We start from the raw sequence: 17,743 nt of genomic DNA on the forward strand, positions 1-17,743 counted from the left end.
TTGGAGGATGAAGAAAATGACAAAAGTATATTACAATGGTGACATTAACGAAGCAGTTCTTTCTAACAAAACGGTTGCAATCATCGGTTACGGTTCTCAAGGCCATGCACATGCCTTGAACCTTCGTGAAAGCGGCGTAAATGTAGTGGTAGGACTTCGCCCGGGTAAATCATTTGATCAAGCAACTGCAGACGGATTTGATGTGAAAACAGTACGTGAGGCAAGTGCGGCAGGAGATCTTATCATGATCCTTCTTCCAGATGAATATCAAACTGCTGTTTACAAAGCAGAAATCGAGCCTGAATTAACTGCAGGAAAAGCTCTTGCATTTGCTCATGGTTTTAACGTACATTTTAACCAAATCGTACCTCCGGCTGATGTCGATGTATTCCTTGCTGCACCAAAGGGTCCGGGCCATCTTGTTCGCCGCACGTATGAGCAAGGCGCAGGCGTACCTGCATTATTCGCTATTTATCAAGATGTAACAGGACAAGCGAAAGATATCGCACTTGCTTATGCAAAAGGTGTAGGTGCAGGGCGTGCAGGTATTCTTGAAACAACTTTCCGTGAAGAAACAGAAACAGATTTATTCGGTGAGCAAGCCGTTCTTTGCGGAGGTACAGCAGAACTAGTTAAAGCTGGTTTCGAAACACTTGTTGAAGCTGGATACCAACCGGAAATTGCTTATTTCGAGTGCCTGCATGAATTAAAATTGATCGTTGACTTAATGTATGAAGGCGGCCTTGAAGGCATGCGCTATTCAATCTCAGATACAGCACAATGGGGTGACTACGTTTCGGGACCACGCGTAATTACATCTGAAACGAAAGCACGCATGAAAGATGTATTGACTGATATCCAAACAGGTAAATTTGCAAAAGGCTGGTTGCAGGAAAACCAATTAAACCGTCCTGAGTTTACAGCAATCACTCGTCGTGAAAGTGAACATCAACTTGAAGTTGTTGGGAAAGAGCTACGTGCGTTAATGCCATTTATTAAACAAGGCAAAAAGGAAGTGGGTTCTGGTGCAAAAAATTGAGATTTTTGACACAACTTTGCGCGATGGAGAACAATCCGCAGGTGTAAACTTAAATACAATCGAAAAACTCGAAATTGCAAAGCAACTAGAACGATTAGGTGTAGATGTCATCGAAGCGGGCTTTCCAGCCGCTTCTCCCGGTGACCTCGACGCTGTTAAGCAAATTGCGAATACCGTTAAAAACAGCTCTGTAACTGGTCTTGCCCGCTCAAACAAAAAAGATATTGATGCAGCATGGGAAGCGTTAAAAGGATCAGAAGAACCACGCATTCATGTCTTTATCGCGACTTCCCCCATTCATCGAGAGTATAAATTGAAGATGAGTAAAGAAGAAGTGGTTGAACGTGCAGTGGAATCTGTTAAATATGCGAAACGAAATTTTGCAAAAGTACAGTTTTCTGCAGAAGATGCGTGCCGAACAGAACTCGATTTCCTTGCACGGGTGGCAGAAGCAGCAATCGATGCTGGTGCAACGGTTATTAATATCCCTGATACGGTCGGTTATATTACGCCGCGGGAAATCAAAGAGATTTTCCAATATTTGACGCAAAATGTTCGTAATATCGACAAAGCGATTTTATCCACTCATTGTCATGATGATCTTGGCATGGCAACTGCAAACTCGCTTGCGGCGATTGAAGGCGGCGCGGGTCAAGTCGAAGGAACAATTAATGGAATTGGTGAACGAGCGGGTAATGTGGCGCTTGAAGAAGTGGCAGTAGCTCTTTACACACGTAACGATTTTTACAAAGCGACAACTGGTTTGAAGCTAAATGAAATTAAGCGCACAAGCAACTTGATCAGCAAGTTGACAGGCATGATTGTCCCAGCAAATAAAGCAGTCGTTGGCGACAACGCATTTGCTCATGAATCAGGAATTCACCAGGATGGTGTGTTGAAAGAAAAGACAACATACGAAATCATTACGCCAGAATTGATTGGACTAAATGCCAATAAGCTCGTAATGGGGAAACATTCCGGCCGCCATGCGTTTAAAAGTAAAGCAGCAGAACTTGGTTTTGAATTAACAGAAGAAAAACTTAATGATGCGTTCAAAACGTTTAAAGAACTTGCTGATCGTAAAAAAGAAATTACAGATGAAGATTTATTCTCCATTCTTGCAGACAAGCAAACGCAAGCAACGGATGTAAAAGGCTATGAATTGTCAAGCATACAAGTTCAGTATGGAACAGAGCATATTCCGACAGCAACGATTTCAGCTGTCTTGCCTGATGGGACAACTGTAACTGAAGCGAGTACCGGTTCAGGAAGCGTTGAAGCTATTTATAACACGCTTGAAAGAATAGTAGACGAAGAAGTGAAATTGCTTGATTACAAAATCAACTCGGTTGGCGGCGGACGAGATGCACTCGCTGAAGTACATGTCCGCGTTCAATTGAACGGAATGGAATCAAGTGGCCGCGGCACCGCACAGGATGTTCTTGAATCATCCGCGCTTGCGTATTTAAACGCAGTTAATCGTGCGGTCACATTACAAGCACGACAATCTGGAGTTGAAAAAGCACATATTTAATGCAACGGAGGGGTTTATGTGAAGAAGAAAATTGCCGTATTGCCAGGTGATGGAATTGGCCGGGAAATCGCATCAGGAGCTGCTGCTGTTTTGCAGGCAGCAGGTAAGCGTTTCGGTCACGAATTTGAAATTGAGTATGCCGATATCGGTGGTGCAGCGATTGATGCACATAACACGCCGCTTCCGGAATCAACACTGGGGCTTGCCCGGAATAGTGACGCTGTGCTGCTCGGTGCAGTAGGTGGTCCAAAGTGGGATAACTTGCCGTCAGCAGAACGTCCAGAGCGCGGTTTGCTCGCGATTCGTAAAGAACTTGGACTGTTTGCAAATTTACGTCCGATTCCATCATTTCAGAAACTCGTGCAATCTTCTCCGCTTAAGCCTGAAATTGCCGAAAATGTAAATATGCTGATCGTCCGTGAGTTAACAGGTGGCCTTTACTTTGGGAAACCGAGTGAACGACGCGGTGAGAACAATGAAGTCGTTGTGGATACTCTTCAGTATACACGAGCTGAAATTGAAAGGATCGTTGTCAAAGCGTTTGAATTTGCCGCCGGACGCGGAGGCAAATTAACGTCTGTTGATAAAGCGAACGTTCTTGAATCAAGCCGTATGTGGCGTGAAATCGTCAATGAAAAAGCATCAGATTATCCGAGTGTGACAGTTGATCATATGTATGTCGATGCTGCGGCGATGAAACTTATCTCAAGCCCTGGACAATTTGATGTCATCGTGACAGAAAACTTATTCGGCGACATTTTGAGTGATGAAGCATCCATGATTACTGGTTCACTCGGTATGCTGCCATCTGCAAGTTTGTCAGAAAGCGGCTTCGGTCTATACGAACCGGTCCACGGTTCTGCCCCGGATATTGCCGGACAAAATAAAGCAAATCCGCTTGCGATGATTCTATCGGCTGCGCTTATGTTGAAATATTCATTCAACATGCGTGAAGAAGGAGAAGCGATTGAGCGTGCTGTACAGTCTGTCTTAAACGACGGATATTGCACACCGGATTTACAAATGGAAGGCAGTACAGTGGTCGGAACGGATAAAATGATTGAACTCGTGACACAACGTGTAGCAAACGGATCAGATGTTTTAACTGATACGATCGTTTATATGTAAAGGGAAAAGCCACGGTGGATTCTATTCTTACTTGCAAATATTGCAGGAAAGGAAGGGGTCCCCGTTTTTTATCAAAAATACACATATGTAAGAGGAGGGACTGGGCATGACGAAGAAAACCGTTATCGAAAAAATTTGGGAAAATCATGTTGTAAACAGAGCAGAAGGGAAACCGGATCTTCTCTATATTGATTTACATCTTGTTCATGAAGTAACATCTCCACAGGCATTTGAAGGATTGCGGATTAGTGAACGCCGCGTCAGACGGCCTGATTTAACGTACGCGACAATGGATCATAACGTACCAACGATTGACCGTCACATCATTAATGACCAAGTTTCTAAAAAACAAATTGAAACACTTGAGCAAAACTGCCGTGAATTTGGGATTGAGCTTGCAGATATTGATCATCCAGATCAAGGGATTGTCCACGTTATCGGTCCACAACTTGGATTAACACAACCAGGGAAAACGATTGTATGTGGAGACAGTCATACGTCGACACACGGTGCGTTCGGTGCACTTGCATTCGGTATTGGTACAAGTGAAGTAGAACATGTTCTTGCTACGCAGACAATCTGGCAGCAACGTCCGAAAACGTTACAAATTAAAGTGAATGGAAAACTTGGATTTGGTGTTCAGTCAAAAGACATCATCCTTGCGATTATTGCGAAATTTGGCGTAAATGCTGGATCAGGTTATGTAATGGAATATACAGGTGAAGCAATCCGCAGTTTAACAATGGAACAGCGCATGACGATTTGCAATATGTCTATTGAAGCAGGCGCACGTGCAGGTCTCGTAAGCCCTGATGAAACAACTGTTGAATACTTACGTGGACGCCGCTATGCTCCCCAAGGTGAAGAATTTGAAGCCGCAGCAGCAAAGTGGCTAGCTTTGGCAACAGATGAAGGAGCAGAATACGACAAAACACTTGAAATTGATGCAACAGAAATCGAGCCGCAAATGACATGGGGAACAAATCCGTCAATGGGCAGCGGTATTTCAGGTACTGTCCCATCACCTGACCAATTTGAACGTGAAGCAGATAAAGAATCGGTTCGCCTTGCACTTGACTACATGGGCCTTGAAGCAGGTACAAAGTTAACCGATATCCCTGTTGATTTCGTTTTTATTGGCTCATGTACAAACTCTCGTCTTAGCGATTTACGTGCAGCAGCTGAAGTAGCGAAAGGTCGTAAAGTAAAAGACAATGTAACAGCCATTGTTGTACCGGGTTCGCAAACAGTGAAGCAGCAAGCAGAGGCAGAAGGAATTGATAAAGTCTTTATGGAAGCAGGGTTCGAGTGGCGTGAATCAGGATGCTCTATGTGTCTTGCGATGAACGATGATATTGTTCCGGCAGGCAAACGTTGTGCATCAACATCAAACCGTAACTTTGAAGGACGTCAAGGTAATGGTGCTAGAACACATCTTGTCAGCCCAACAATGGCAGCAGCAGCAGCTGTGACAGGTCACTTTACGGATGTTCGCCAATTATCAAGCGTCAATTAATCATAATAAAGGAGCGGTCTATTATGCAGCCAATTAATCAATTTACCGGTGTCGTTTGTCCACTTAACCGTACAAATATTGATACGGATCAAATTATTCCAAAACAATTTTTAAAACGAATTGAGCGTCAAGGTTTTGGTCAGTTTGTCTTTTATAACTGGCGCTTTGATGACGATGGCAATAAACGAGAAGATTTCATCATGAACCAGCCACAATATGAAGGCGCCGAAATACTTGTTGCAGGTGAAAATTTCGGATGTGGTTCATCACGTGAGCATGCGCCATGGGCATTACTTGATTATGGATTCCGGATTATCATTGCGCCAAGCTATGCTGATATTTTTTATAACAATAGTGTGAAAAACGGTATTCTTGCTCTTAAGTTAACGGAAGAAGAAGTAGCGGTGATTATGGAGCGTTCAAAAGAAGAAGGCTACCGTTTACACGTTGACCTTGAAGAGCAATCGGTAAAAGATGAAAATGGGTTTGTAGCTCACTTCGACATCGATCCATACTGGAAAAAAATGCTTTTAAACGGATGGGATGAGATTTCTGTTACTCTTACAGAGGAAGATTACATTCGTCAATACGAAGAAAAAGTGTATGGCCAACAATACAGCTAAAAAAGAAGGATTCCGCCAAGGAATCCTTCTTTTGTATGTTAAAACATCGAAATAATCCATGAAATAACAACAATGGCACCAATAATCATTAAAATTGTTTTTAACATATCTACGTCACCTCATAAGCACCTGTTTTGAATCATGTTCCCGTCATTTCTACTACATAAACCTTTTATGAAAAAGTAATAAAAAGAAGAAAGATTTATGAACTGTTTGGAATTTTTATACCGTTATTCTATTTTGAAGGCATGATGTGACGGAAAAAGGGAAACGTGTAAATAGATGAATTTTGAAGGAGGAATGAATAATGGAGTTTCGAATTGAACATGATACTCTCGGTGAAATGAAAGTACCAGCAGATAAATATTGGGGGGCACAGACACAGCGCAGTGTGGAAAACTTCCCAATTGGAACGGAAAAAATGCCGATTGAAATGATTTATGCTTTTGCTCATTTAAAAAAAGCAGCGGCTGCCGCAAATGGTGAACTTGGCAAGCTGCCTGAAGACAAAATGAACGTGATTATTGAAGCGTGTGATGAAATTTTAGCGGGCAAATGGGATCAACATTTTCCACTCGTCGTCTGGCAGACAGGAAGCGGCACGCAATCCAATATGAATGTGAATGAAGTGGTGGCGAGACGTGCTTCAGAGCTTGCGGGAAAAGAGGGATTTATTCATCCAAATGATGATGTCAACATGTCACAAAGCTCGAATGATACATTTCCAACGGCTATGCATATTGCAGTGTACGATGAGATTGAAAAACGTTTAAAAGTGGCATTGAAGCAATTTAAGAAGACGTTGAAAAAGAAAGAAAAAAAATATATGGATGTTATTAAAATCGGCCGTACTCATTTGCAGGATGCGACGCCGTTAACGCTCGGTCAAGAAATTTCCGGATGGCGTCATATGATTGTCCGCAGTGAAGAAATGATTGACCAGGCTAAAGAAGGGCTGCTAAATCTGGCCATCGGAGGTACAGCGGTCGGAACCGGTATTAATGCGGATTCAACATTTGGTGAACAAACAGCGAAACAGTTAAAAAAGCAGACTGGTTATTCGTTTGTTTCATCGAAAAATAAGTTTCATGCGTTAACGAGTCATGATGAAATGGTCTTTGTACATGGTGCCTTAAAAGCATTGGCAGCTGATTCAATGAAAATAGCCAATGACGTTCGCTGGCTTGCAAGCGGTCCGAGAAGCGGGCTTGGGGAATTATCGATTCCAGCAAATGAACCGGGTAGTTCCATTATGCCAGGGAAAGTGAATCCGACGCAAAGTGAAGCACTTACGATGGTAGCTGTTCAAGTATTCGGCAATGATGCAGCCGTCGGATTTGCTGCAAGTCAGGGGAATTTTGAATTAAATGTGTTCAAGCCGGTTATCGTATATAACACGCTCCAATCAATTCGCCTGCTAGCAGATGGAATTCGCTCATTTGATGAACGCTGTGCATCAGGAATTGAAGCGAATCTCGACGTTATCCGTGGATTAATGGAACAGTCGCTTATGCTCGTGACAGCACTGAATCCGCATATCGGTTATGAAAAAGCAGCGAAAATCGCTAAGACGGCACATAAAGAGGGGACAACACTAAAAAAAGCAGCACTTGCATCAGGCTATTTGAACGAAGAAGAATATGACCGCTGGATTGATCCACTGCAAATGGTGAATCTGTCTGAAAAGAAAAAATAATAAAGAGCCATCTCAAAAGTCTAGCTTTTGAGATGGCTCCCCTTTTAAATATTTACTTTTGGAAGCCGCTTAATTGCTGTTCGGCCATTTGAACGAGACGTTTTGTAATTTCGCCACCAACAGAACCATTTGCACGGGATGTTGAGTCAGCACCTAACTGAACACCAAATTCAGACGCGATTTCATACTTCATTTGATCAATAGCTTGTTGTGCACCTGGAGCGACCAATTGATTTGAACTGCTGTTGTTGTTGTTTGCCATTACTGTTCATCTCCCTTTTCTTGTTTTGGCCGGGTCTGACGGAGTTGCACCGCCGCGTGTGATTGATCGCCCGGAGCTGCCGGTGCGACCCGTTGTTGATTATGCTAGTAGTATGGATTGTACGCAATCATTTATACAAAGTATAAGCAGGTAGTTGTTTCCTATTAATGGGGAGCAGACCTCACAAGTATTTTTTTGGATGATATGCTATAATATCCATATATAATTACCTATTAATGGAATAAAAAGCAGGCAATGCGATTTAAGAAGCGTCATATAGTGGCTAAAAAGCAGAAAGCTGAAGGGATGCCGTTCCGTCTGGGAATCGGTATCGTTTTTACATACATGGAAGGTGGAAAAATGTTGAATGATTTCTGGCTTATTTGTTTTATGGGTGTCATTGGTGCGGTGATTGGCGGTGTCACGAATGCAGTAGCGATTCAAATGCTCTTCAGACCCCATAAGGTCCGCTATATTGGCAAATGGCGTATTCCCTTCACACCAGGATTAATCCCAAAACGACGTACAGAACTGGCAAAGCAGGTGGGCAAAATTGTTGATGAACAGTTATTGACACCGGAAACGATTGAACAAAAATTAAACGAATCTGAATTTCGCAGTGAAATGGAATCATTTTTGCAGGCAAAAGTGAAAAAGTGGATTCAATCTGACATAACGGTAACAGAATTTTTCGAAAAAGTACACATTCCGGAAGCAGGCTTAAAAGTAGAAGTAAAAATAAATGAATGGATTGATCAAAAATACAATTCCATTAAAGATTTTTACATCGATCAAACTGTAAAAGAATCGCTGCCAGTCGAATGGCTTGATAAAATGGAAAGCAAAATTCCAGAAGTGTCTTCTTATATTTTACAAAAAGGTGTTGAATATTTTTCTGGTGAAGCCGGCCGTTATCGTGTGAAAAAAATGACCAATAATTTTCTCCGAGAAAGAGGAAAGTTTGGAGGGATGATCCAAATGGTGCTAGGCAACACGCCGATTGAAGATAAAATTCGTTCGGAAATGATTAAGTTTTTAACGAGCCCGGGCACGAAAGACTTATTGAATGTTATTTTGAAAAATGAATGGGATAAAATAAATGAATGGAAATGGGCGGACGTATTTGATCAATTTTCTGATGAGAAAGTTATGAATAAAGCGAAGAAATTTGTTATCGGACAACTAGATATTCAAATGATTTTAAATAAGCCAGTATCAGCCTATGCGCTTCCATTTGAAGAAAAAATCATTGGCGTACTCATTCCGGAAATAATGGATAAAGGTATTATGAAAATGATGGTATACATTCCGGAGTTTATGAAAAAACTGAAAATCGCCGATATTGTCCGCAAGCAAATTGAAACGTTCTCGATAGCCCGGTTAGAAAGGATTGTTCTTGATATCACATATCGTGAATTAAAAATGATAACACTGCTCGGCGCTTTGCTTGGTGGCTTGATCGGTATTGCACAAGCACTGATTGTGACGGCGTTCCCTACATGATCGGGGAGCGTCTTTTCCCCGTATGCGTGAAAAATGACAAAAAATCGTTTACTGAAGAGGGATGGATGGTAAACACTTATTGAAGAAAGTTTCATTTTATTTTTTTATATGCTTAAAATAGAATGACGGGGGGCGAAAAGATGGAAAATCTACTTTGTTTAATTGAAGGGGAAACAGCATACATTCAATTAAACCGGCCGGAGTCGATGAACGCGTTGAATACTGCATTGATGAAAGAACTGTGTGAATATTTAAAAGAGATAAGTGGAAATAGTGATGTGAAAATCGTCGTTTTATCCGGTGCGGGCCCCGTTTTTTCAGCTGGGGGAGATATAAAAGAAATGATGTCAACGATAGATGAACCACAGTTTAATGGTATTAAGGACACAGTAACAGACATTGCATTAGCGTTTTATTCAATGCCAAAGCTGACCATAGCAGCTATTCACGGTGCAGCTGCTGGTCTTGGACTTAGCATTGCTCTTGCAGCTGATTTTATCTTATGCGAAACGGATTCGAAATTGGCAATGAATTTTATTGATATCGGTTTAATTCCACATGGTGGTGCTCACTTTATGCTTGAGAAACGTATCGGGCCGATCAAAACGAAAAAAGTGATCTGGGATGGAAAAGTAATGAGTGGGACAGAAGCCGCAGAAATGGGGCTTGCAGATCGTGCTGTTGCATCAGGTACGATAAAGGAAGAAGTAGCTTATCTGATCAATGAACTTCATCAAAAGCCGCTTCAGGCAATGATTAAAACGAAAAAAATAATCGCCGACTTAAACAGGCCACAGCTTTTAAAAACACTTGAGCTTGAAAAACATGGACAGTTGAAAATGCGCGAAAGTGACGATCATCATGAAGGGCTTCGCGCCTTTTTAGAAAAACGCAAGCCGATCTTTAACAACCAGTAAAAAAACGCATTCAATTTTTTGAACGCGCTTCCTTCTATTCATGGAAAAGAAGTAATTTTCCTTCGGGGGATGTACAACGATAGGTATAATTTTCATATGCATGCGCGTGTAAAATTTGTGAACCTCGATCTTTCGCTTCATCATCCGTTTTGGCTTCAAAAGATTGATCAAGCAATTTTTTTCCGTCTTTTTTAAAAACAGTTAGTTTATACATTTTCAATCCCCTTGTAGACGTGATACGATTATTGTATACGATTTTCAGTGAAGAAAAAAGCATGATCTTTATTAAAAGAACGTATGATCTGTGCTATAATTAGCAGAAGAGTGTAAAGAGGAGGGTGACGTCTTGGATAAAGGAATTACACAGTATGAAGCAGGCGAAAGCGTGGATTGCTTTTTAATGATCAGATCGGCTGTCAAAAGTACAGCCGTGAATGGAAATCCATATTTAACGCTTATGCTGCAAGATACGAGTGGAGAAATTGAAGCGAAATTGTGGGATGCAAAAGATGAGACCGTAAAAATGTATGCACCGCAGACCATTGTAAAAGTAGCGGGTGACATTCAAAATTACCGCGGACGGATGCAGTTGAAACTTCGTCAAATTCGCCCGGCATCACAGCAAGATGGAATGGATGCAGGAGACTTTGTCGAAACAGCTCCGCTTAGCCAGGAAGAAATGGCCGAGACGATTACGCAGTTTATTTTTGAAATGAAAAATCCGCATATACAGCGCATTACCCGTTCTTTATTGAAAAAATACTATCAACCATTTCTTGAATACCCAGCTGCTACGAAAAATCATCATGAATTTGTATCTGGTCTTGCGTATCACGTTGTATCGATGCTAAAGCTAGCGAAATCCGTCGCGGATCTTTATCCATCATTGGATCGTGATTTACTTTATGCTGGCGTTATTTTACATGATCTTGGCAAAGTAACAGAATTATCGGGTCCAGTCGCGACGACATATACAGCGGAAGGGAACTTGATTGGCCATATTTCCATTATGGTAAATGAAATCGGCCAGATGGCGAAAGAGCTTGGCATTGAAGGAGAAGAAGTGATGGTCCTTCAACATGTGGTCTTGTCCCACCATGGGAAAGCGGAATGGGGGAGTCCGAAGCCGCCGATGATTAAGGAAGCAGAAATGCTCCATTATATTGATAACCTCGATGCGAAAATGAATATGCTTGACCGAGCGATGGAACGAACGAAGCCCGGTGAGTTTTCCGAGCGTATTTTTCCACTTGATAACCGATCTTTTTATAAACCACTGTTTATAAAATAAAAAAGCACCCGTGAAGGTGCTTTTTTATTTTGCTTCTTTTGATTTTGATGTTGCGTCATCTTCTGTTTCAAATGCGCCTTTTAAGTCTTCATCTGTGACTTTCACATCTGCTGCTTTCATTTCTTCATCGAGCTTTGTTTGAAGAGTATCAGAATCGATTTTGGATTTTTTCAATTCATTTGTCATCTGATCTTTCATGTCTTCGAAAGAGCCTTTTTCTTTTTGTTTTGTAATTTTAATGATGTGATAACCATAATCGGACTTTACAGGTTTACTCACTTCATTTACTTTTAATGTGCCAAGTGCTTTTGTAAACTCAGGAACGAACTGTGCACGTCCTGCGTTATCAATCCAGCCGAGGCTTCCACCATTTTCAGCTGAACCAGGATCGGTTGAATATTCTTTAGCAAGTTTGGCAAAGTCCCCACCATCAGCGAGCTTTTGCTGTACTTCTTTCGCTTTCGCTTCATCTTCAACGAGAATGTGGCTTACATTAATATCAGGCTGCCAAGCATCGTAATATTTTTTCACTTCATCATCTGTTATTTTTACGTCAGCGAGCGCTGCTTTTTCACGGAGAAGTTCAAGCTTCAAAAATTCTTTAAAGCCTTCTTCGTCAAGGCTATATTGTGCTAAAAACATTTCATACTGATCGCCGAGCTGTTCTTTTGCTGTTTTCATTTCTTTTTCCAGCTCTTCATCTGTTACCTCATAGTTTTCAGAGAGGACTTTTTTCTGCATTAATTCTTGCAGTGCCTGCTCCATTTGTGGACCGTATTTTTCCTTCATTTCTGCATACAATTCCATGTCGGTAACGTCGCCTGCTTTTGATGTTGCGATGACGTTGCCGTCTCCATTGCAGCCAGAAAGTGCGAGAACACCCGCTGCTAGTGAAAGAGGTAGTGCCCATTTCTTCATCCAAATAACAACTCCCTAGTTATCATCTGTCGTATCGTGACAGAAATTTTAGTCTAGATATCACAAACAACTATAACATAATTCAAGAACATGGAAAAGGAAAGGCGGATCTAGACGTATAGTATTTCAATGTAAGAAGTGGACAGCAAGATGACGATTAAAATATTCACTGTCCGGAAAATTTTTTTATGGCGCTCTTCTGGAATTTCTTTTTGGATACATAGTAAGTTCGTCATTCGATTTATATGGAACAAAATAAATATTGAAAAAATAACAAATGTAATCATAAGCGCAATCACAGTATAACCTCCCCCTTTTTCTCCTGTATCAATTACTATATCAAACTGTTGTCTAAAATGAAAACAGAACCCGCCGGCGTCAACGCCAGGCGGGTGGTTCATCGGGAATTAAAATCTCAAATCCATCCATATCTTCTTCGATGATCGAGTCCTTAGGGCATGAGACAATCGTCTTTAAATAAAGAAAATCAAATGAACAAATGCCGGTATGAAAAGCCGCAGCTATTGTGAAATAGTGTAAATAGTGCGGCAATAGTGCTGCACTGCCTAAAAGAAAGGGCGTCATAATGAGAAATGGCAATATTAAGCAAATAATAAATCGGTTTTTAGAGACCGGTTTTCGAGTAGTCACGGTTAAAACTGGCAAAAAAGAATACTTTAGCTCCCACGTCATTTTTGGACGAAGTGTGACCACTGAGAGGAGGTGGATCAATTTATGAAGCGGATAAACCGCGAGAAGGCCGGCAGCAAACCAGGCAAAACCTGTTGCATGTAGTGGCTCTGAATAATAAGACTGCATAGATGAAAAGGCGAGTGAAAAAACAATCATCGTCGTCACAAATGAAACGAAAAACAGTTTATTAAAACCATATGTTTTTTCGAAATTATAAATTCGCCAGCACTTCATAAAACATAACCTCCGCCGTACATAATAATACATAATTTACGACGGAAGAGCTTAAAAAGCAAGTGTAATTTTTATAAAAATAAAAACATCAGGACTGCTCGTTGCTTAACTGGATGTTTTTGTTTGTGTTGCCTGCTTTAATTTTCCGCTCTCCTCATTAAAGTCTTTTTCAATATTATGGATAGATGTTTCAAAAATGTCCATGAAGTCATCACCGTAAATATTTTTAATAATAGCCATCAGTTCGGCGAGATCTGGGAATTTCCCGAACAATTCACGAAGCGGTTCACTGCCTGAAAACACAAGGTTTGTTTCGGGGTCATATTGCTCCATTAAGTCGAAAATCAGCTGCTCGCCTTCTTTTGTAATTTCGATGTACGTGTTTCGTTTATCTTCTTCTTTTTTAGAAAAAGTTAAAAATCCGCGCTCTTCCAGTTTTTTCGAAAAATTAAAAGCGGTCGATACGTGCATCACGCCGAAGTTCGCAACGTCCGTTATGGAGGCACCTTTTAAATGATACGCAATCCAAAGAATATGATGTTCATTAATGTTTAAATCGTACGGTTTAATCCAGCGCTGCCAATCTTTTTCAACGGCTTTCCATAGTGCTTTAGACAATTGTGCCATACGCTGACTGAACATAAACGCTTCTTTCATCGTATATTGATGATTTGACATATTTGCACCTTCTTTTTTTATTTTCCCTATCCCGTTCCAAATCAAATAGACTAATTGATTTATATTATGCCAATAAAATAAAAAAATAGAAAGAGTTTAATTCACGAAATTTTCGAAATAGATGAAAATAAAAAAAACACGCAGAGGATTTACATCATCTTCTGCGCGCTTTTTTACTTCTTTGGAGCAGGGTGTGGAAGACTTTCTTGTAAATCTTCTACTGTTTTTTGAAGGCGAACAATTTCAGATTGCAGCGCCTGTTTGTTTGGTGCTATACTTTCTTTCCAAAGTGCGGCGTTCACTTTAACATTACTGATCACTTCCGGTACATCCTGTTTTGCGGCATCAATGAGGCGCTTAATGGATTCCTTTACTTGACCGGCATTATCTTTTACTTCCAGCGCAGTTAATTTCGCTGAGACTTGTGCATCTTTCATCTTGCCGCGCGTTTCACGACCGCTCGAAGGTGTATTTAAAAGAGCAGTTGCTGCACCTGCTGCGAGGCCTGTTAATAATCCTATACATAAAGACTTTTTATTCAATACTTTCACCTCATTAATCATTTCTATAGCCAAACTGCATACATGTATAGAATAGCTCTTCCCGAATCCCATCTTTTACAAACGTGTAAAATTGCTTCGTTACAGGTGAGTGCTTATGGATGCCGCGATTTCTTTTAAATCGTATGATTCATCATTCTCTTTGAAAACAGGATGAAAACCATCATTGGATCCGTAACGTGGGATTAAATGAATGTGATAGTGAAATACTGTTTGACCGGCTGTTTCACCGTTATTATTAAGTAAATTAAGCCCTTTCGGTGAAAAAGTAGCTTGGATCGCGTCTGCAACTTTTTTGACGGATTCAAACAAAGGAGCAGTCATATTAGGCATCAGTTCAAAAATATTTTCTTTATGTACTTTTGGAATAACGAGTGTATGGCCTTTTGTCACTTGGCTAATGTCTAGAAATGCATAAACGTGCTCATCTTCATACACTTTTGCGGAGGGGATGTCACCGTTTACAATTTTGCAAAAAATACAATCATTCATTATCAAACACTCCTTTAAGGTTCATTATCAAAATTTTAGCACACAATGACAGGACGGGAAACTGTGTGTACTGTCTCTCTTTTTGATACAATACAGTTAATGGATAAGAAGGAGAGGACGCGTGATATGTCTTTATTAACAGTAAAGGATTTGACCGGTGGCTACACACGTAAACCGGTGCTGCATGATGTTTCATTTGACGTCAGTAAAAATGAAATTGTCGGACTCATTGGTTTGAACGGTGCCGGCAAAAGTACAGCAATTAAACATATTATTGGTTTGATGGAACCAGTAAAAGGACAGGTGACGATTAAAGGACAGACACTTGAAAAAAATCCGTCTGAATACCGCCGTCAATTTTCATTCGTGCCGGAGACGCCCGTTTTATATGATGAATTAACATTGGAAGAACATATGAGGCTTACGGCGATGGCATACGGATTGTCGGAGTCAGATTATAAAAAAAGAATTGGACCCCTTTTAAAAGAATTTAGATTAGAATCGAAAATGAAATGGTTTCCCGCTCATTTTTCAAAAGGAATGAAGCAAAAAGTCATGATTATGGGCGCGTTTTTAACTGAACCGGCGCTTTACATTATTGATGAACCGTTCGTTGGACTTGATCCGCTCGGTATTCGCTCACTGCTCGACTGGATGGGCAAAATGAAAGACGGCGGTGCAGGCATTTTAATGTCGACACACATTCTTGCGACGGCGGAAAAGTATTGCGATAAATTTATTATTTTGCATGAAGGACGTGTACGGGCGAAAGGGACGATGGACGAGCTGCGCCGTGAGTTCAGTATGCCAGGAGCCGCGCTTGATGATATTTATGTAGAGTTAACGAAGGAAGAATCGCTATGAAGTTTTCAGCAGATGCGCTTTTTAAAGAACGAGTCGCGTCGTATTACGCTGAAGTCCGCAAATATACGCGCTACATGTTAAATGATCATTTATTATTCGTCCTCGTCTTCGCGCTCGGTGCCATTCTTTATTATTACAGCGGCTGGGTGCAAACAATTGATGAAACGTTTCCAGCCCCGCTTTTAATGGCGGTTGTGTTAGCTATTGTCCTTGTGTGGAGTCCGGTATATACGTACATAAAGCGGCCGGATACAGTGTATTTATTGCCACTTGAAGAAGAAATGAAACCCTATTTGCAAAAAGCTGTATGGACGAGCTTTGCCGCACAAATTTATGTTTTAGTGGCATTACTTGCGTTTTCAATGCCGATGTATGCCGCTGTGAAACAGACTGGATTTGGAAGCTTTTTTGTCTTTCTGGTGGTGCTTCTGGCTGCTAAGCTTTGGAATTTATTTTGCCGGCTGGAAGCACTTAATTTACCGTCTAATGAAAAGCGGATGATTGATCTGGTCGTACGACTTTTGCAAAATTTTGCGCTTTTATATGCTTTGTTTTCCGGCTATATGGCCATTGCCGGACTAGCTGTCTTTTTCATGCTGCTCTGGCTTTTCCATATGGGTCGTCAGGGCAATCGCCCGCTTAAGTGGGAATTGCTTGCGGAGCTGGAAGAAAAAAGGCTGGCTAGTTTTTACCGAATTGCTAATATGTTTACCGATGTGCCGCATTTACGCGGGACTGTGAGCCGGCGGGCGTGGCTCGACGGACTATTACCAGGTCCGCAAAACGGGACACACACGTATTTGCTATTCAGGACTTTTGTGCGGATGAATGAATATTTTGGCTTGTACATTCGCTTAACGATTATTGCAGTATTTATTATTTTGTTTAGCGGCACGATGGCTGTACAGCTCATTGCAGCACTTTTGTTCCTCTATTTAACCGGCTTTCAGCTGATGCCGATTGCGGTACGTCACGATTATATCATCTGGCCGCGTCTTTATCCGGCAGGTAATACTGAAAAAAAAGCAGCGGTGCAAAAGTTACTGATGTGTGTCATGTTGATACAGTCTATTCTTTTCGGCGGGCTTTCCATCATAAATGGAACGCTGTCCGGTGCAGTGATCGTACTCGCTGCTTCACTCGTCTTTTCTATCTTTTTTACGAAAATATATGCCCCTTCTAGGCTGGAAAAAATGAGTAGTGTCCGATGATTTGGGGTGGATTGGTGTGCCTCATATTATTTGTCATTATATTAACAGGGTGGGAGTCAGAGTGGGCAGGGATATTAGATGATCACACATTTCAAATATTGGGCGAAAACTCTTTCTTACCAATCTTTTCATTTCTAGGCTCAGAAATGATACTGGGCGGGGGAGCCGTTCTGCTTATTTGCTTTCTTGCTTGGAAGCGCAATATTATCGGTGCCATTGCAATTTTGATCGGTGTGGGTGGCGGTAACATATTAAATAAAGCATTAAAAGAATGGGTCGCGAGAGAGCGTCCGGCTTTCCCACATGGTGAAGATGGATTTAGCTTTGTCAGTGGACATGCAATGGTCAGTATCATTTTCTATTTGCTGCTCGCATATTTTCTATCGATTTATACAAACAAAAAAAGGATCGCGTACAGTGCGGCATTGCTTTTAGCTTTTTTATCAGGCATAAGCCGGGTCGCCGAAAAAGCGCACTATGCAACGGATGCAGCAGCAGGCTGGCTGCTCGGTGCAGCCATCTACTTTTTGCTCGCTTCGATCCTTAACCGTCGTTTACCCAAAAAAGCTGCCTAATGCAGGCAG

20 protein-coding genes are annotated in these 17,743 nt (G+C 41.3%); 12 read left to right on the forward strand and 8 right to left on the reverse strand.

Features of this window, described 5'->3' with window-relative positions:
- Positions 1-16: 16 nt before the first annotated feature.
- From ilvC to fumC, 6 genes are all read left to right on the forward strand, one after another.
- Complete coding sequence (gene ilvC, locus A3M5_RS0100200; RefSeq protein ID WP_018391730.1) at positions 17-1,039, forward strand: ketol-acid reductoisomerase; 1,023 nt, start codon at positions 17-19, stop codon at positions 1,037-1,039.
- Positions 1,026-2,573: a 2-isopropylmalate synthase gene (locus tag A3M5_RS0100205; RefSeq protein WP_018391731.1), complete on the forward strand. Its 1,548-nt coding sequence runs from the start codon at positions 1,026-1,028 to the stop codon at positions 2,571-2,573. Before ilvC ends, A3M5_RS0100205 begins: the two co-directional genes overlap by 14 nt.
- A gap of 18 nt (positions 2,574-2,591) precedes the next feature.
- Entirely contained in the window at positions 2,592-3,701 is a 1,110-nt protein-coding gene (gene leuB / locus A3M5_RS0100210; protein WP_018391732.1) for a 3-isopropylmalate dehydrogenase, read from the forward strand.
- Between the two features lie 106 nt (positions 3,702-3,807).
- Positions 3,808-5,217, forward strand: a complete 1,410-nt coding sequence (leuC, locus tag A3M5_RS0100215; RefSeq protein WP_018391733.1) for a 3-isopropylmalate dehydratase large subunit — start codon at positions 3,808-3,810, stop codon at positions 5,215-5,217.
- A gap of 23 nt (positions 5,218-5,240) precedes the next feature.
- A complete protein-coding gene (leuD, locus tag A3M5_RS0100220) occupies positions 5,241-5,840 on the forward strand; it encodes a 3-isopropylmalate dehydratase small subunit (protein WP_018391734.1) in 600 nt (199 codons plus the stop codon).
- Positions 5,841-6,147: 307 nt separating this feature from the next.
- A complete protein-coding gene (gene fumC, locus A3M5_RS0100225) occupies positions 6,148-7,536 on the forward strand; it encodes a class II fumarate hydratase (RefSeq protein ID WP_018391735.1) in 1,389 nt (462 codons plus the stop codon).
- Between the two features lie 52 nt (positions 7,537-7,588).
- Here fumC and A3M5_RS0100230 read toward each other — a convergent pair whose 3' ends face one another.
- Positions 7,589-7,798 (reverse strand): alpha/beta-type small acid-soluble spore protein, encoded by a 210-nt coding sequence (locus tag A3M5_RS0100230; RefSeq protein ID WP_018391736.1) that lies wholly within the window; start codon positions 7,796-7,798, stop codon positions 7,589-7,591.
- Positions 7,799-8,077: 279 nt separating this feature from the next.
- Between A3M5_RS0100230 and A3M5_RS0100235 the strand changes: the two genes are divergently transcribed.
- Positions 8,078-9,301: a DUF445 family protein gene (locus A3M5_RS0100235; protein WP_018391737.1), complete on the forward strand. Its 1,224-nt coding sequence runs from the start codon at positions 8,078-8,080 to the stop codon at positions 9,299-9,301.
- Between the two features lie 140 nt (positions 9,302-9,441).
- The gene (locus tag A3M5_RS0100240; protein WP_018391738.1) at positions 9,442-10,218 is read left to right on the forward strand and encodes an enoyl-CoA hydratase; all 777 of its coding nucleotides are present in this window, start codon (positions 9,442-9,444) and stop codon (positions 10,216-10,218) included.
- Positions 10,219-10,252: 34 nt separating this feature from the next.
- Here the strand turns inward: A3M5_RS0100240 and A3M5_RS0100245 are convergent, their stop codons facing one another.
- On the reverse strand, positions 10,253-10,432 hold the full coding sequence (locus tag A3M5_RS0100245; RefSeq protein ID WP_018391739.1) for a YhzD family protein: 180 nt from the start codon (positions 10,430-10,432) through the stop codon (positions 10,253-10,255).
- A 132-nt stretch (positions 10,433-10,564) separates the two neighbouring features.
- Between A3M5_RS0100245 and yhaM the strand changes: the two genes are divergently transcribed.
- Entirely contained in the window at positions 10,565-11,509 is a 945-nt protein-coding gene (yhaM, locus tag A3M5_RS0100250; protein ID WP_018391740.1) for a 3'-5' exoribonuclease YhaM, read from the forward strand.
- A gap of 24 nt (positions 11,510-11,533) precedes the next feature.
- Here yhaM and A3M5_RS0100255 read toward each other — a convergent pair whose 3' ends face one another.
- The 6 genes from A3M5_RS0100255 to A3M5_RS0100280 form a co-directional block, all read right to left on the reverse strand.
- Complete coding sequence (locus A3M5_RS0100255; RefSeq protein WP_018391741.1) at positions 11,534-12,427, reverse strand: peptidylprolyl isomerase; 894 nt, start codon at positions 12,425-12,427, stop codon at positions 11,534-11,536.
- 110 nt (positions 12,428-12,537) lie between these two features.
- Positions 12,538-12,726 (reverse strand): hypothetical protein, encoded by a 189-nt coding sequence (locus tag A3M5_RS0100260; RefSeq protein ID WP_018391742.1) that lies wholly within the window; start codon positions 12,724-12,726, stop codon positions 12,538-12,540.
- 79 nt (positions 12,727-12,805) lie between these two features.
- Entirely contained in the window at positions 12,806-13,354 is a 549-nt protein-coding gene (locus A3M5_RS0100265; RefSeq protein WP_018391743.1) for a DUF3267 domain-containing protein, read from the reverse strand.
- 105 nt (positions 13,355-13,459) lie between these two features.
- Complete coding sequence (locus A3M5_RS0100270) at positions 13,460-14,032, reverse strand: HTH-type transcriptional regulator Hpr (protein ID WP_018391744.1); 573 nt, start codon at positions 14,030-14,032, stop codon at positions 13,460-13,462.
- A 173-nt stretch (positions 14,033-14,205) separates the two neighbouring features.
- Positions 14,206-14,574, reverse strand: coding sequence for a YtxH domain-containing protein (locus tag A3M5_RS21840; RefSeq protein WP_018391745.1), 369 nt, complete (start codon positions 14,572-14,574; stop codon positions 14,206-14,208).
- A 99-nt stretch (positions 14,575-14,673) separates the two neighbouring features.
- Positions 14,674-15,084 carry an HIT family protein gene (locus tag A3M5_RS0100280; protein WP_018391746.1) on the reverse strand — a complete coding sequence of 137 codons (411 nt, stop codon included), beginning with the start codon at positions 15,082-15,084 and terminating at the stop codon, positions 14,674-14,676.
- A 126-nt stretch (positions 15,085-15,210) separates the two neighbouring features.
- Here A3M5_RS0100280 and A3M5_RS0100285 point away from each other — a divergent pair, with 126 nt between their 5' ends.
- Genes A3M5_RS0100285 through A3M5_RS21845 form a run of 3 tightly spaced genes read left to right on the forward strand, consistent with a single transcriptional unit; the run spans position 15,211 to position 17,734 of the window.
- Positions 15,211-15,948, forward strand: a complete 738-nt coding sequence (locus A3M5_RS0100285; protein WP_018391747.1) for an ABC transporter ATP-binding protein — start codon at positions 15,211-15,213, stop codon at positions 15,946-15,948.
- Complete coding sequence (locus tag A3M5_RS0100290) at positions 15,945-17,159, forward strand: ABC transporter permease (protein ID WP_018391748.1); 1,215 nt, start codon at positions 15,945-15,947, stop codon at positions 17,157-17,159. Before A3M5_RS0100285 ends, A3M5_RS0100290 begins: the two co-directional genes overlap by 4 nt.
- A complete protein-coding gene (locus A3M5_RS21845; protein ID WP_018391749.1) occupies positions 17,156-17,734 on the forward strand; it encodes a phosphatase PAP2 family protein in 579 nt (192 codons plus the stop codon). Before A3M5_RS0100290 ends, A3M5_RS21845 begins: the two co-directional genes overlap by 4 nt.
- Positions 17,735-17,743: the final 9 nt, after the last annotated feature.

Origin of the sequence: Bacillus sp. 37MA (assembly GCF_000372765.1) — a bacterium.
Classification (GTDB): domain Bacteria; phylum Bacillota; class Bacilli; order Bacillales; family Domibacillaceae; genus Domibacillus; species Domibacillus aminovorans.